Source organism: Mesorhizobium sp. B2-1-3 (assembly GCF_006442495.1).
GTDB lineage: Bacteria > Pseudomonadota > Alphaproteobacteria > Rhizobiales > Rhizobiaceae > Mesorhizobium.
Window position 1 is genome coordinate 16,420 of record NZ_VFWL01000009.1, and the last position, 13,780, is coordinate 30,199.

At 64.7% G+C, this 13,780-nt stretch carries 12 protein-coding genes; 6 read left to right on the plus strand and 6 right to left on the minus strand.

What is annotated here, in order from left to right; all coding sequences use genetic code 11:
- Positions 1 to 60 precede the first annotated feature (60 nt).
- Positions 61 to 1,350, minus strand: a complete 1,290-nt coding sequence (locus tag FJ973_RS16300; protein ID WP_140556727.1) for an imelysin family protein — start codon at positions 1,348 to 1,350, stop codon at positions 61 to 63.
- Between the two features lie 438 nt (positions 1,351 to 1,788).
- On the opposite strand from FJ973_RS16300, the gene FJ973_RS16305 reads away from it, so the two are divergent.
- Genes FJ973_RS16305 through FJ973_RS16315 form a run of 3 tightly spaced genes read left to right on the plus strand, consistent with a single transcriptional unit; the run spans position 1,789 to position 3,642 of the window.
- Positions 1,789 to 3,042, plus strand: coding sequence for an FAD-dependent oxidoreductase (locus FJ973_RS16305; protein ID WP_140556729.1), 1,254 nt, complete (start codon positions 1,789 to 1,791; stop codon positions 3,040 to 3,042).
- A gap of 37 nt (positions 3,043 to 3,079) precedes the next feature.
- Positions 3,080 to 3,310, plus strand: coding sequence for a type II toxin-antitoxin system ParD family antitoxin (locus tag FJ973_RS16310; RefSeq protein ID WP_140496834.1), 231 nt, complete (start codon positions 3,080 to 3,082; stop codon positions 3,308 to 3,310).
- Positions 3,311 to 3,321: 11 nt separating this feature from the next.
- On the plus strand, positions 3,322 to 3,642 hold the full coding sequence (locus FJ973_RS16315; protein WP_181167355.1) for a type II toxin-antitoxin system RelE/ParE family toxin: 321 nt from the start codon (positions 3,322 to 3,324) through the stop codon (positions 3,640 to 3,642).
- A gap of 54 nt (positions 3,643 to 3,696) precedes the next feature.
- On the opposite strand, the gene FJ973_RS16320 is transcribed toward FJ973_RS16315, so the two are convergent.
- Positions 3,697 to 4,974, minus strand: coding sequence for a 4-aminobutyrate--2-oxoglutarate transaminase (locus tag FJ973_RS16320; protein WP_140496838.1), 1,278 nt, complete (start codon positions 4,972 to 4,974; stop codon positions 3,697 to 3,699).
- A gap of 465 nt (positions 4,975 to 5,439) precedes the next feature.
- On the opposite strand from FJ973_RS16320, the gene FJ973_RS16325 reads away from it, so the two are divergent.
- From FJ973_RS16325 to FJ973_RS16335, 3 genes are read left to right on the plus strand one after another with little or no spacing between them, the layout of a single operon-like run.
- Positions 5,440 to 6,579, plus strand: a complete 1,140-nt coding sequence (locus tag FJ973_RS16325) for an efflux RND transporter periplasmic adaptor subunit (protein ID WP_140496840.1) — start codon at positions 5,440 to 5,442, stop codon at positions 6,577 to 6,579.
- On the plus strand, positions 6,576 to 7,655 hold the full coding sequence (locus FJ973_RS16330) for an efflux RND transporter periplasmic adaptor subunit (protein WP_140556731.1): 1,080 nt from the start codon (positions 6,576 to 6,578) through the stop codon (positions 7,653 to 7,655). Before FJ973_RS16325 ends, FJ973_RS16330 begins: the two co-directional genes overlap by 4 nt.
- Complete coding sequence (locus FJ973_RS16335) at positions 7,652 to 10,750, plus strand: efflux RND transporter permease subunit (RefSeq protein ID WP_140556733.1); 3,099 nt, start codon at positions 7,652 to 7,654, stop codon at positions 10,748 to 10,750. Before FJ973_RS16330 ends, FJ973_RS16335 begins: the two co-directional genes overlap by 4 nt.
- A 12-nt stretch (positions 10,751 to 10,762) precedes the next feature.
- Here FJ973_RS16335 and FJ973_RS16340 read toward each other — a convergent pair whose 3' ends face one another.
- From FJ973_RS16340 to nikC, 4 genes are read right to left on the minus strand one after another with little or no spacing between them, the layout of a single operon-like run.
- The gene (locus FJ973_RS16340; RefSeq protein ID WP_140556735.1) at positions 10,763 to 11,077 is read right to left on the minus strand and encodes a hypothetical protein; all 315 of its coding nucleotides are present in this window, start codon (positions 11,075 to 11,077) and stop codon (positions 10,763 to 10,765) included.
- Between the two features lie 39 nt (positions 11,078 to 11,116).
- The gene (locus tag FJ973_RS16345) at positions 11,117 to 11,866 is read right to left on the minus strand and encodes an ABC transporter ATP-binding protein (protein ID WP_140556737.1); all 750 of its coding nucleotides are present in this window, start codon (positions 11,864 to 11,866) and stop codon (positions 11,117 to 11,119) included.
- A complete protein-coding gene (locus FJ973_RS16350) occupies positions 11,863 to 12,723 on the minus strand; it encodes an ABC transporter ATP-binding protein (protein WP_140513126.1) in 861 nt (286 codons plus the stop codon). Before FJ973_RS16350 ends, FJ973_RS16345 begins: the two co-directional genes overlap by 4 nt.
- On the minus strand, positions 12,720 to 13,646 hold the full coding sequence (nikC, locus tag FJ973_RS16355; RefSeq protein WP_140496850.1) for a nickel transporter permease: 927 nt from the start codon (positions 13,644 to 13,646) through the stop codon (positions 12,720 to 12,722). Before nikC ends, FJ973_RS16350 begins: the two co-directional genes overlap by 4 nt.
- Positions 13,647 to 13,780 lie beyond the last annotated feature (134 nt).

Here is a 13,780-nt window from a genome sequence, read left to right on the forward strand (position 1 = left end):
TCTATCTTCCCCGCGCCGAAGCCCTTTGTGACTTCGGCCCGGGCTTCCAGGCTTCGACGCTTACTGGAACACCTTGTCCGGCGCATCGAGGCTGTCTGAACCCTCAAAGGCGATGGCGTTGAGCTTCAGCGCGCCGACGGCGCGTTCGACCGATTTGGTCTGGTCGACCAGTGCGTCGATTGCCGCCTGCACCGTGGCGTTGCCCTCGGTGTTGCCTTCGGCGATCTGCTGGTCGTAAGCCTCGCCGCCTTCGGCGCGGGCCTTGATTGCCTCCATCTTGGCGACGGTGGCATCGAGCTTGTCAGACAGTTCCTTGTCGATGGCCGGATCGGCCGCCTTGACCATGTCCGCCACCGACGGCCCTGAAACGACGGTGCCGTCCAGCCTGGTGTAGCTGGCGTGATAGGCGGCGCGGATACCGACGGCGTCATAAAGATGGGAATTGTAGGTGTTGTCGGAGAAGCAGTCATGCTCCTCTTCCGGATCGTGCAGCAGCAGGCCGAGCTTCATGCGCTCGCCGGCGAGTTCTCCGTAGGAGAGCGAGCCCATGCCGGTGAAGATGGCCGAAATAGCGGCGTTCGGCTCGCCGTCGACCAGGTTCTTGCGCGCAGCGCCGCCTTCCTTCCAGTCGCCGACCATCTCCTGGAGGTCGGACACCAAAAGCGTGCTGGCTGACTTCAGATATTCCGCGCGGCGGTCGCAATTGCCGCCGGTGCAGTTCTTGAGATCATAGTCGGTGTAGGGGCGCTCGCCGGCGCCCGGTCCGGTGCCGTGCAGGTCCTGACCCCAGAGCAGGAACTCGATGGCATGGTAGCCGGTGGCGACATTGGCCTCCACGCCGCCGGCCTCCTGCAGCGTGCCGGAGAGGAATTCCGGCGAAAGGTTCGAGGCGTCCACCTTCTTGCCGTTGATCTCGATCTCCTTGTTGGCGATCACATTGGCCGTGTAGAGCGAATTCGCGTCGGATTCTGTGCCGTAGCTCTTGGCGACATAATCGATCAGGCCTTCGTCCAGCGGCCAGGAATTCACCTTGCCTTCCCAGTCGTCGACGATCTTGTTGCCGAAGCGGTAGACCTCGGTCTGCTGGTAGGGAACGCGCGATGCCTTCCAGGCCTCGCGGGCGGCATTGAGCGTCTCGGCCGAAGGCTTGGCCAACAAGGTATCGACCGCCTTGTCGAGCGCCTGCGCGGTGGTCAGCGAATCCTCGTATTTGGCAAGCGCGATGTCGGCATAGGTCTTGATGACCGCCTTGGGATCGCTCTCGGCCTTGGCCGGCAGCACGAACACCGCCGCCGTCAGCAGCGCCGTGGCACTGATCGCCGCAAGCCTGCTGCCATGTCGTGCCGTCATTATCACTCTCCAGTTTTTCGGGAATTTTGTGAACGGCGCGCGCGACAACCGGCGCCAGGCCATGTGCAGGCCGTCATTCGCGGGGCATGCCGCGCTGTCGCGCGGGTCGAAGAAGAAAGACACCAAAATGCCTCCAATCGAAAGGGTTCAAGGCCCAGACATCAAAGGGATGCGCCGATGCGCGAGGCCCCATAAAGCTTCAGGACCGATGGAAGTCAACGAAAATCGACAGGAAAACTCAATCGAAACAACAGTTTAGAATTATTCTAAACTGCGATAGTCAACTTTAGCCGCCTGCACCGTGTGCCGACTTCATCGCCGAACTGTCCGATTGACAGCCGCCGTTCCGGGTGCGACCCGCAAATGGCCTCTTGCGGCGGCGCCAGACAATTGCCACGTGGCGAGACATCCTAAAATCAAGCTTGGGATCGGAATGCGATGAAGAACGGCGTGGTCATTGTCGGTGCGGGACATGCGGGCGTGCAGGCGGCGGCAAGCCTGCGCGAGGAGGGTTACGACGGGCCGGTGATCCTCGTCGGCGACGAGAACGAACTGCCCTATCACAAGCCGCCGCTGTCGAAGACCTTCATCAAGGATGCCGAGGCCAAGCCGCAACCCTTGCGTGGCGAGGCATTTTACACCGGCAACGCCGTCGACTACCGGCCGGGCGTTCGGATCGACCGCATCGATGCCGGCAGTCGCCGTTTGGAGATATCAGGCGGCGGCGAACTTGCCTTCGATCATCTGATCCTCGCCACCGGCTCGCGCCCGCGCCTCCTGCCGCTGCCCGGCGCGGATCTGTCCGGTGTGGTGTCGTTGCGCTCGCTGGCCGATGCGCGGCTGATCCGGGACTTGAGCGCACGGAGCGAAGACGTCGTCATCCTCGGCGGCGGCTTCATCGGGCTGGAGATCGCGGCGACGCTGCGCGCGGCCGGCCGCACCGTAACGGTCGTGGAAGCGGTCGACCGGCTGCTTGGCCGCGCCGTGGCGCCAATCGTGGCGAGCCATGTCCGCCAACGGCTGGAAGCGACCGGCGTGCACATTCTCACCGGCACCACGATCGCAAGGCTCGAAGGCGAAAACGGCCATGTCACGGCAGCGATCACCTCGTCTGGCGAAAGGCTGCCGGCGCGCATGGTCGTCGTCGGCATCGGCGCCTTGCCCAACGTCGAACTGGCCGGGGAAGCCGGCCTCACCATCGCCAACGGCATTCGCGTCGACCACCAGATGCGCAGCTCGGTGCCGGAAATCCTCGCCATCGGCGACGCCGCCTCCTATCGACACTGGTTCACCGGGGGCGACGTGCGGCTGGAATCGGTACAGAACGCTACCGACCAGGCGCGGCTTGCCGCGCGCACCATAACGGGCCATGCCGACGCCTATTCGGCCGTGCCCTGGTTCTGGTCCGACATCGGCGACATGAAGCTGCAGATGGTCGGTCTGACATCCGGCGGCGACAGCCATGTCGTGCTGGGCGATCTCGCCGACAACAAGTTCTCGATCTACCATTATGCCGCAGACAGGCTGCTCGGCATCGAATCGGTCAACCGCCCCGGCGACCACATGCTCGGCCGCAAGATGCTGAGCGCCGGCTTCTCGCCGGCGCCACAGACGGTGGCAGCGGGGCCGGACGGATTGAAAGCGGCGCTGGCCGCGTTCCAGAACAAAGAGTCAGCCGAGGCCAGTGCCTAAGATTGCCAATTTTTGCCATAGGCTATAAAATGCCTGAATGAGCACCATGAACATCTCCCTGCCGGAAAGCTTGAAGCATTTTGTCGATCAGCAAGTGACCGATCGCGGCTATGGCACGAGCAGCGAGTATGTGCGTGAATTGATCCGCCGCGATCAGGATCGTCAGCTTCTGCGCGGCTTGCTCCTTGAGGGCGCATCGTCCGCCCCGGGCGCTCCGGTTGACGACGACTATTTCGCCGCGCTGCGGAAACGGGCGCAGGGCCAATAGAGTAAGTGCCCATAAAGGCGATCATTCCTCGAAAACTAGCCCTGCGGGATGTCGAGGATGCTGTCGATTACTATACGCGAGAAGCTGGTTCGCGCGCGGCATTGGGCTACATCGAGGAGCTTCAAAACGCCTACAAACTGCTAGCCAGCCATCCGGCATCGGGCTCTCTGAGATATGGCTACGAAATTGGATTGCCTGGTCTGCGTAGCGTGCAAGTCAGGCGCTATCCATACCTGATTTTTTATCTTGAACAGACCGACCATATCGATGTTTGGCGGGTGCTGCACGCCAAGATGGACATTCCAGCCTGGTTACAGAATCCGAGCTCCTGACGGCACGTTCACCGGGTCCGGTGTAAGCCGTCAGGAGAAATGGGCGCCGCCCTTTCAGGCAGCGCGAACCTCGCGGATCGAGCTTTCCAGAATGTCGAGCGCCTCATTCATGATGCCGTCCTGGATGGTGAGCGGCGCCAGGAAGCGGATGACGTTGCCGTGGACGCCGCAGGTGAGCAGGATCAGCCCCTTGTCGAGCGCCTTCAGCCTGACCGCATTGGCCATCTCCGCCGATGGCAAGCCCTTCCTGACGTCGTTGAACTCGACCGCGTTCATGAAACCGGGGCCACGGATGTCGACGATTTCGGGGACGTCGTCGCGGATCGAGCCCAGACGCTGCTTCAGCCTGGCGCCGAGCGAGTTGGCGCGATCGCACAGTTTCTCTTCCTCGATCACGTCAAGCACCGCGTGCGCGGCGGCAACGCCGATCGGGCTGCCGCCATAGGTGCCGCCCAGCCCGCCGGGGCCAGGCGCATCCATGATCTCGGCGCGGCCGGTGACCGCCGCCAGCGGAAAGCCGCCGGCCAGGCCCTTGGCCATGGTGGTGATGTCGGCGGTCACCTCATGATGCTCCATGGCAAACATCTTGCCGGTACGGGCAAAGCCGGTCTGCACCTCGTCGGCAATGAGCAGGATGCCGTGCTGATCGCAGATCTTGCGCAGCGCGGTCATGAAATCGCGCGGCGCTTCGTAGAAGCCGCCCTCGCCCTGCACCGGCTCGACGATGATGGCCGCGACCCTGGCCGGATCGACGTCGGCCTTGAACAGGCGATCGAGCGCGGCAAGCGAATCGGCCACCGACACGCCGTGCAGCGGCACCGGGAACGGGGCGTGGAAGACGTCGGCCGGCATGGCGCCGAAGCCGACCTTGTAGGGCACGACCTTGCCGGTCAGCGCCATGCCCATGAAGGTGCGGCCATGGAAGCCGCCGGCAAAGGCGATGACGGCCTGGCGGCCGGTGGCATTGCGGGCGATCTTGATGACGTTCTCGACCGCCTCGGCGCCGGTGGTGACGAAGATCGTCTTCTTCTCGAACTTGCCCGGAAGAATGCCGTTCAGCCGTTCGGCCAGCCTTACATAGCTCTCATAGGGCACCACCTGGTGGCAGGTGTGGGTGAAGCGGTCGAGCTGCGCCTTGACCGCCTCGATGACCTTGGGGTGGCGATGGCCGGTGTTGACGACGGCGATGCCGGAGGAGAAATCGATGTAGCGGCGGCCCTCGACATCCCAGATCTCCGAGTTCTCGGCCCGGTCGGCGTAAATCTGCGTGGTCATACCGACGCCGCGCGAGATCGACTGGCTCTTGCGTTCGGAAATGGCTGAGTTCTTCATGATGTCCCTCATAGGGCCGGCGCCCGTTCTGCTTGATCAGATGTCTTCTGGGCTTATTTCATGCTTTCCTCAAGTCGGCACCGCCGGCAGGCGATTGGGCCTGAGGTATCGCGCCTGACCAGCCGGCGATATCCGTACCAGGCAACGGACTGCGTTGAAGGGTTCGGAGCCTTCGCGGCGCGCTGTTGAGGATCATTGAGCGGAAAAACCGCCTGTGCGGCGGGTCCCTGGCGCAACTCAGCACCATATCCAAATATCTATCATAGTTGCCTTCACCTCATCAAGGAAAAAATTCCTATCACGAAAAGCTGCCCGGCCGGGACCGGCCGTCGTCAGGCCTTTGCAAACCCGAGTCGGATCACTGATACGGGTACGAGTCCGGTTTCCTTTTTCGGGAGATCGACTATCGTGCCGGGATCCGCGAGGCATCGCGATCGGCGAGCGGCCCTGCGGCTGAGGGAGCCCATGAGCAGGAACGCGACATCGTCCGTCTCGCCGCCATCGGCCAAACCTTCCAATTTTTCGTCTTTTTCCATCGGCGTAGCGCTTTTCACTTGCACGGCCGCCCTGCTTTTGGCCGGCTGCCAGAAACAGGAAGCGGCGGAGAAAAAGCTGCCGATCATGGTGCGCACCGAGACCGTGGCGATGGCCGACTATGCGCCAAGAACCGCGCTGACCGGGGTGATCGCGGCGCGCACGCTGAATAATCTGTCGTTCCGGGTCGGCGGCCGCGTCGCCGAACGGCTTGCCGATGTCGGCCAGCATGTCGACAAGGGCGCGGTGCTTGCCCGCATCGACCCGCAGGAGCAGGAATCCGATTTGCGCTCGGCGCAGGCCGATCTCGACGCGGCGCAAGCGCAGTTGACCCAGTCCGCCGCCGCCTTCGAGCGGCAAAAGACGCTGCTTGCCCAGGGTTACACCACCAGGCGCGACTATGACGCCGCCGATCAGGCATTGAAGGTGGCGCAGGGCAGCCTCGACGCGGCGCAGAGCGCGCTCGCCAATGCCAAGCAGAACCTGTCCTTCACCGAACTCAAGGCTGGCGCCGCGGGCGTCATCACCGCCCGCCAGGTCGAAACCGGCCAGGTGGTGCAGGCTGCGCAGACCGTCTTCACCGTCGCCGAGGACGGCGACCGCGACGCGGTGTTCAACGTCCAGGAGACGTTGGTCGCCAGGACGCCGACGTCGCCGGCGGTGACGATCACGCTCCTGTCCGACCCGCAGATCAGGGCAACGGGCAAGGTGCGCGAAATCTCCCCGGCGGTCGATCCGGCGTCGGGCTCGATCCGGGTCAAGGTCGGCATTGCCGATACGCCCGCCGGCATGCCGCTGGGCGCGGCCGTCATCGGCTCGGTCGGCGCCAAACCGGCCAAGGCGATCCTGCTGCCCTGGCAGGCATTGACGTCCAGCGCCGGCAAGCCGGCGGTCTGGATCGTCGATCCCTCGACCGGTACGGTGACGATGGCACCGGTCGAGGTGCTAGCTTTCAATTCCGGCACCGTCGTCATCGCCAGGGGATTGGAGGAGGGCCAAAGCGTCGTCACCGCGGGCGGACAGTTGCTCAGTGCGGGTCAGAAAATCGAGATATCGGGAGCGGGCCAATGAGCCGGCTGCCGCGCCTCCTGCTTGGCGTGATCGCGCTTGGCGCGCTCGCCGCCTGCTCGAAATCGGAGGAGAAGCCGCCGGAGATCATCCGGCCGGTGCTGTCGGTGGTGGTCGAGCCGCGCACCACGCAGGTCTTCGGCTTCGCCGGATCGGTCGAGCCGCAGGTCAGCGCCGATCTCGCCTTTCGCCTGCTCGGCCGGGTCGTGTCCCGCGACGTCAATGTCGGCGACATCGTCAGCAAGGGCACGACGATCGCGGCACTGGACCCGACCGCCTTGGAGCTGTCGGTCCAGGCGGCCAAGGCCGAGCTCTCCAATGCCGAGGCACAGTTTGCCAACGCCGCCGCCAGCGAGGAGCGCCAACGCCAATTGCTTGCCAGCGCCAACACCACGCAAGCCGTGTTCGATGCCGCGCAGCAGGCGAGGAAGGCGGCCGAGGCCAGTGTCGAGCGGGCCAAGGCCTCGCTGGCCAAATCGCAGGAGCAGCTCGGCTATGCCAGGCTGTTCTCGGATTTCGACGGCGTCGTCACCGCTGTCGGCGCCGAGGTCGGCCAGACGGTCTCCCCCGGCCAGACGGTCGTCACCGTGGCGCGCTCGGACCCGCGCGAAGCGGTGGTCGATATTCCCGACCAGTTGACCGGCGATCTCACGGCCGGCACGCCGTTCCAGGTCATCCTGCAATCGCTGCCGACGATCCGGACCGAGGCCAAGCTGCGCGAGATCGCGCCGCAGGCCGAGGGATCGACGCGCACGCGGCGCGTGCGGCTGACGCTTACCGATCCGCCGCAGGCCTTCCGGCTCGGCTCGACCGTGACCGCAACGCGCATGACCACGGTGGAGCCGACGATCGAACTGCCGCTGTCGGCGCTCTTCCAAAGGAACGGCTCCGACAGGGTGTGGATCGTCGATGCGCAGACATCGAGCGTGAGCACGCGCGAGATCAAGGTTGCCTCCAGGAACGGCGGAACCTTCACGGTGGCTCAGGGACTGGAAGCGGGAATGCGCGTCGTCACCGCCGGCGTCCACAGCCTGACCGAAGGCCAGAAGGTCAAACTGCCCGCGGGAGGGGCCTCATGAAGGGCTTCAACCTCTCCGACTGGGCGCTCAACCACCGCTCGATGGTCTGGTATTTCATGCTGGTCTTCGTTGCGGCCGGCATCTTCTCCTACCTCAACCTCGGCCGCGAGGAAGACCCCGCCTTCACCATCAAGACCATGATCATCCAGGCCAATTGGCCCGGCGCTTCGGTCAAGGAGACGGTGCAGCAGGTGACCGACCGCATCGAGAAGAAGCTCGAGGAACTCGACAGCCTCGACTACACGAAATCCGTCACCACAGCCGGCCAGACCGTCATCTTCGTCAACCTGAAGGATACCACCAAGGCGCGCGATGTCGTGCCGAACTGGATTCAGGTGCGCAACATGGTCAACGATATCAAGGCGCAGTTCCCGCAAGGCGTCCAGGGGCCGTTTTTCAACGACCGTTTCGGCGACGTCTATGGCAACATCTATGCCTTCACGTCGGACGGGCTGACGCCGCGCCAGCTGCGCGACTATGTCGAGGATGTCAGGACAAAAATCCTGACCGTGCCGAATGCCGGCAAGGTGGACCTGGTCGGTGCCCAGGACGAGGCGATCTATCTTGAATTCTCGACCCGCCAGATCGCGGCCCTCGGCCTCAACCAACAGGCGATCGTGGCAAGCCTGCAAGCGCAGAACGCGATCACGCCGTCCGGCGTAATCCAGTCCGGCCCGGAACGCATCAGCGTGCGGGTCGGCGGCCAGTTTACCTCCGAAGAGAGCCTTCGCGCCATCAATCTTCGCGTCAACGACCGCTTCTTCCGGCTGAGCGACGTGGCGACGATCACGCGCGGCTATGTCGATCCGCCAACGGCACTGTTCCGCTTCAACGGCCAGGATGCGATCGGGCTCGCCATCGGCATGAAGCCCAACGCCAATCTGCTCAAATTCGGCGAGGCGCTGCATGAGGCGATGAACAAGGTGCTGGCAGACCTGCCGGTAGGCGTCGGCGTGCATCTGGTCGCCGACCAGCCGGTCATCGTCGAGGAAGCGGTCTCGGGCTTTACGCGCGCTTTGTTCGAGGCGGTGGCCATCGTGCTGGCCGTCTCCTTCATCAGCCTCGGCATGCGCGCCGGCTTCGTCGTCGCGCTGTCGATCCCGCTGGTGCTGGCCATCACCTTCACGGTCATGTCCTATCTCGGCATCTCGCTCCAGCGCATCTCGCTCGGTGCGCTGATCATCGCGCTCGGGCTTCTGGTCGACGACGCGATGATCGCGGTCGAGATGATGGTGGCGCGGCTGGAGGTCGGTGATAGCCTGCGCAAGGCGGCGACCTATGTCTACACATCGACCGCCTTTCCGATGCTGACCGGCACGCTGGTGACCGTCGCGGGCTTCATTCCGATCGGCCTCAACAACAGCGCCGCCGGCGAATACACCTTCACCCTGTTCGTGGTCATCGCCGTGTCGCTGCTGGTGTCGTGGATCGTGGCGGTGCTGTTCGCGCCGCTGCTCGGCGTCACCATCCTGCCGGCGGCGATGAAGACGAAGCATCACGACCAGCCGGGCCGCTTCACCTCGCTGTTCCGGCGTGCCCTTGTCGGCTCGGTGCGCCATCACTGGCTGACCATCATCGCCACGGTGCTGTTGTTTGCCGGGTCGATCGCCGGCTTCGGTCTGGTGCAGCAGCAGTTCTTCCCGCCATCGGACCGGCCGGAGCTGATCGTCGACTGGAATCTGCCGCAGAATTCCTCGATCGCCGACACGCGCGAGCAGATGGAGCGGTTCGAGCAGCGGGCGCTGGTCGGCAATCCCGACATCGACCATTTCTCGTCCTATATCGGCCAGGGCGCGGTGCGGTTCGTGCTCGCCTATGACGTGCAACCGGCCAATCCCTATTTCGGCCAGACGGTCATCGTCACCAAGAGCATCGAGGCGCGCAACCGGGTGAAGCCGGCGCTGGAAAAGCTGCTGCGCGAGGAATTCGTCGGTACCGACGCCTTCGTGAAGCTACTCGAACTCGGACCGCCTGTCGGCCGGCCCGTGCAGTACCGCGTCGGCGGGCCCGACATCCAGACGGTGCGCTCGCTGGCGCAGCAATTCGCCGGCGTGATTTCAGCCAATCCCAAACTCGCCGCGCCGACCTTCGACTGGAACGAGCCGCAGCGCGTGCTCAGGGTCGACGTGCTGCAGGACAAGGCGCGGCAGCTCGGCATCACCTCCTCCGACATCGCCAGCGCGCTCAACAGCACCGTCGGCGGCGCCACCATCACGCAAGTGCGCGATGCCACCTATCTGATCAATGTGGTGGCGCGCTCGCGCGAGGCCGAACGCGGTTCGATCGAGACGTTGCAGAACATGCAACTGCCGACCAGCACCGGCGAGGCCATCCCGCTCGCGGCGGTGGCCAACTTCCGCTACGAGCTCGAACAGCCGACGGTGTGGCGACGCGACCGCATCCCGACCATCACGGTGCGGGCCGGCCTGGTCGGCGACGTTCTACCGGCAACGGTGGTCAACGAATTGAAGCCTTCGGTCGATGCCTTCATCGCCAAGCTGCCGCCGGGCTATTCGATCGAGACCGCCGGCTCCGTTGAGGAAAGCGCCAAGAGCCAGGGGCCGATCGCGGCCGTCGTGCCGCTGATGCTGTTTGTGATGGCAACCATCCTGATGGTCCAGCTGCAGAGCTTCCAGCGCCTGTTCCTGGTCGTTGCGGTGGCGCCGCTCGGGCTGATCGGCGTGGTGGCGGCCCTGGTGCCGAGCGGCGCGCCGCTCGGCTTCGTCGCCATTCTCGGCGTCCTGGCGCTGATCGGCATCCTGATCCGCAACTCGGTCATCCTGATCGTGCAGATCGAGGACCTTGTCGCAGAGGGCAAGGACCGCTGGGCCGCCGTCATCGAAGCGACGGAACACCGCATGCGGCCGATCGCCCTGACGGCCGCCGCCGCCAGCCTGGCGCTGATCCCGATCGCGCGCGAAGTGTTCTGGGGACCGATGGCCTACGCGATGATGGGTGGCATCATCGCGGGTACTGCGATCACGCTGCTGTTCCTGCCGGCGCTTTATGTGACGTGGTTCAGGATCAAGGAGCCGAAGCGTCGGGATGAGCCGCCCGCTCTGGAGACCGGCGAACCGGTGCAAGCTCAGACCTGAGACATTGCCGAGTCATTCGTTGTCGTTGGTGGGTGTGGGACGCGATTTTGCCCGCTGCCAAGGTGACGATTTTGAGCTGCGCCAGGCATGCCAGCCTTCCGGCAAGTCGGCCAAGATTTGGATGCTTTCATCCCGCTGCAAAACGCTTTGCAGGCTCACGATCATTATGTCGCCTTCTTCAACAGCTCCGGTTTCGCTGTTGTGGAATTGCCAACTGCCGTCGTCATCGTCATGCGAGACATATGCGATCCAGTCGCCCCGGGTTACTATGCCCCTGTCCAAAAACACCCCGACGTTAGGAGGATCTGCAAACTGCCATTCCTTCATGACGTCCCCTAAGACGATCGGTTCGCAAGACAAGCGAATTCAAATAGCTCTCACAAACCCGTCGCTGGCCCGCAAGAGATTGCGCGTGTAATCCTTCGTCACGCGCCGCTCGACCAAGTCACCCGCCGTCAAATTCTCCACCGCCTCGCCGCTTTGCATCACCATCAGGCGCTCGCACATATGGGTGATGATGGCGAGGTCGTGGCTGACCATCAGGAAGGTCAGCTTGCGCCGCCGGCGTACTTCCTCGAGCAGGTTGAGCACCTCGGCCTGCACCGAGGCATCGAGCGCCGAGGTCGGCTCGTCGAGCAGCAGGATCGACGGTTCGAGGATCAGCGCGCGCGCGATCGCCACGCGCTGGCGCTGGCCGCCCGACAATTGATGCGAGTAGCGGAAGCGGAAGCCGTTGCCGAGGCCGACCTCGTCGAGCGCCCGCTGGATGCGCTTTTCGCCGTCGGCAAAGCCATGGATGGCGAGCGGCTCCTGCAGCAGGCGGTCGATGGTCTGGCGCGGGTGCAGCGAACCGTACGGATCCTGGAACACCATCTGCACTTCGCGGTAAAAGGCCTTGTCGCGGCGCGCGCCGAGCTTCTTGCCGTTGACCGTGATGCTGCCCGAAGCGACCGGCGCAAGGCCGGCGATCGCCCTGAGCAGCGTCGATTTGCCGGAGCCAGATTCACCGACCAGGCCGAAGGATTCGCCCGGCTGCACGTCCAGGCTGACGCCCTTCAGTGCGCGAAAGCGGTCGAAGATGACCTCCAGCCCGTCGACGGCAATTGCTGACGTCATGCCGCCCACTCCGGCTTGCGGTCGAGCACCGGCAGCGGGTGACGATCGGCGCCGATCTTGGGCATGCAGTTGAGCAGGCCGCGCGTGTAGGGATGCTGGGCGCGACCGAGTTCGGAGGCCTTGAGCTGCTCCACCACCTTGCCGGCATACATGACGATGACGCGGTCGCAAAAGGACGAGACCAGGCGCAGATCGTGCGAGATGAAGATCAGCCCCATGCCGCGCTCGCCGACCAGCCGGTCGAGAATGCCGAGCACGTCGAGTTGCACGGTGACGTCGAGCGCCGAGGTCGGCTCGTCGGCGATCATCATTTCCGGCCCGGCGATCAGCATCATGGCGATCATGGCGCGCTGGCCCATGCCGCCGGAGACCTCGTGCGGATGCAGGTCGAAGACACGCCGGGGGTCGCGGATCTGCACCGCCTCCAGCATGGCCAGCGCGCGCTCCCGCGCCTCGGCCTTGGAGACCTTCTCATGGGTGCGCAGCGTCTCGACGATCTGGCGGCCGATGCTCATCACCGGGTCGAGCGAATATTTCGGATCCTGCAGGATCATGGCGATGCGATTGCCCCGCAGCGCGCGGCGCTCACGTGGCGATGCGGCCAGAAGGTCGATGCCGTCGAAAGCCAGCCTCTTCGCCGATATCCGCGCCTGGGGCGGCGTCAGCCCCATGATGGCACGGCCGGTCTGCGACTTGCCCGAGCCGCTCTCGCCGACGATGCCGAGCCGCTCGCGGCCTAGCGAGAAGGAAACGCCGCGCACCGCCTCGATCAGCCCGGTGCGCGTCGGGAAGGTGACGCGCAGATCGTCGACTTCGAGCAATGCGCGTTCCGGCCGTGTCCTCGTTTCGCCGTTCATTGGTCGCCGCTCCGCGGGTCGAGCGCGTCGCGCAGGCCGTCACCCAGCAGGTTGAAGCCGAGGCTGACGATCAGGATGGCGAAGCCCGGCGCGCCGGCCACCCACCATTGGTCGAGCACGAAACGGCGGCCCGAAGCGATCATCGTGCCCCATTCGGGCAGCGGCGGCTGCGCGCCGAGCCCGAGGAAGCCGAGGCCGGCGGCGGTGAGGATGATGCCGGCCATGTCGAGCGTCACGCGGATGATCAGCGAGGAGATGCAGAGCGGCATGATGTGGCGCAGCACGATGCGGAAGGGCGAGGCGCCCATCAGTTCCACCGCCTTGATGTAATCGGAATTGCGCACGGTCAGCGTTTCGGCACGCGCGATGCGGGCATAGGGCGGCCAGGAGGTGATGGCGATGGCGAGCACCGCGTTCTCGATGCCGGGGCCGAGGGCCGCGACAAAGGCCAGCGCCAGGATCAGCTTGGGGAAAGCGAGGAAGATGTCGGTGATGCGCATCAGTATGGCATCGGTCCAGCCGCCGGCATAGCCGGCGACGGTGCCGACCACGAGGCCGATGGGGGCGGCGATGATGGCGACCAGGATAACGACATAGAGCGTCCAGCGCGAGCCGTAGAGAATGCGCGAGAGGATATCGCGGCCGAGATCGTCGGTGCCGAACCAGTGCTCAGCACTTGGCGCCAGCAGGCGCGCATTCTTCAGATCGCCGAAAGTCGGCGAATAAGGCGCCAGCACCCCTGCAAGGGCGGCAATGACCAGCAGCGCGATGATGATGAGCAGGCCGAGAAAGGCCAGCCGATTGGCGGAAAAACGCCGCCACGCGACATAGGCGCGGCCGAGCCTCGCCTGCATGCGCGAGGCCGGCCGCTCGCTGAGCAGCCAGTCGCGGCGGGAGAGGGGGGCGGCGTCGGAGGCGGTCATGACGATGCCTCTTGGCGCTGTCGGCCCCCACTCCGGTCTGCTTCGCAGACCAACTCTGCCCCGTTCGACGGGGGAGAGGAAAGGCGCCAGGCGTGCGACCGGCTCTTCCTCTCCCCCGGGCAAGAGGAGATGTG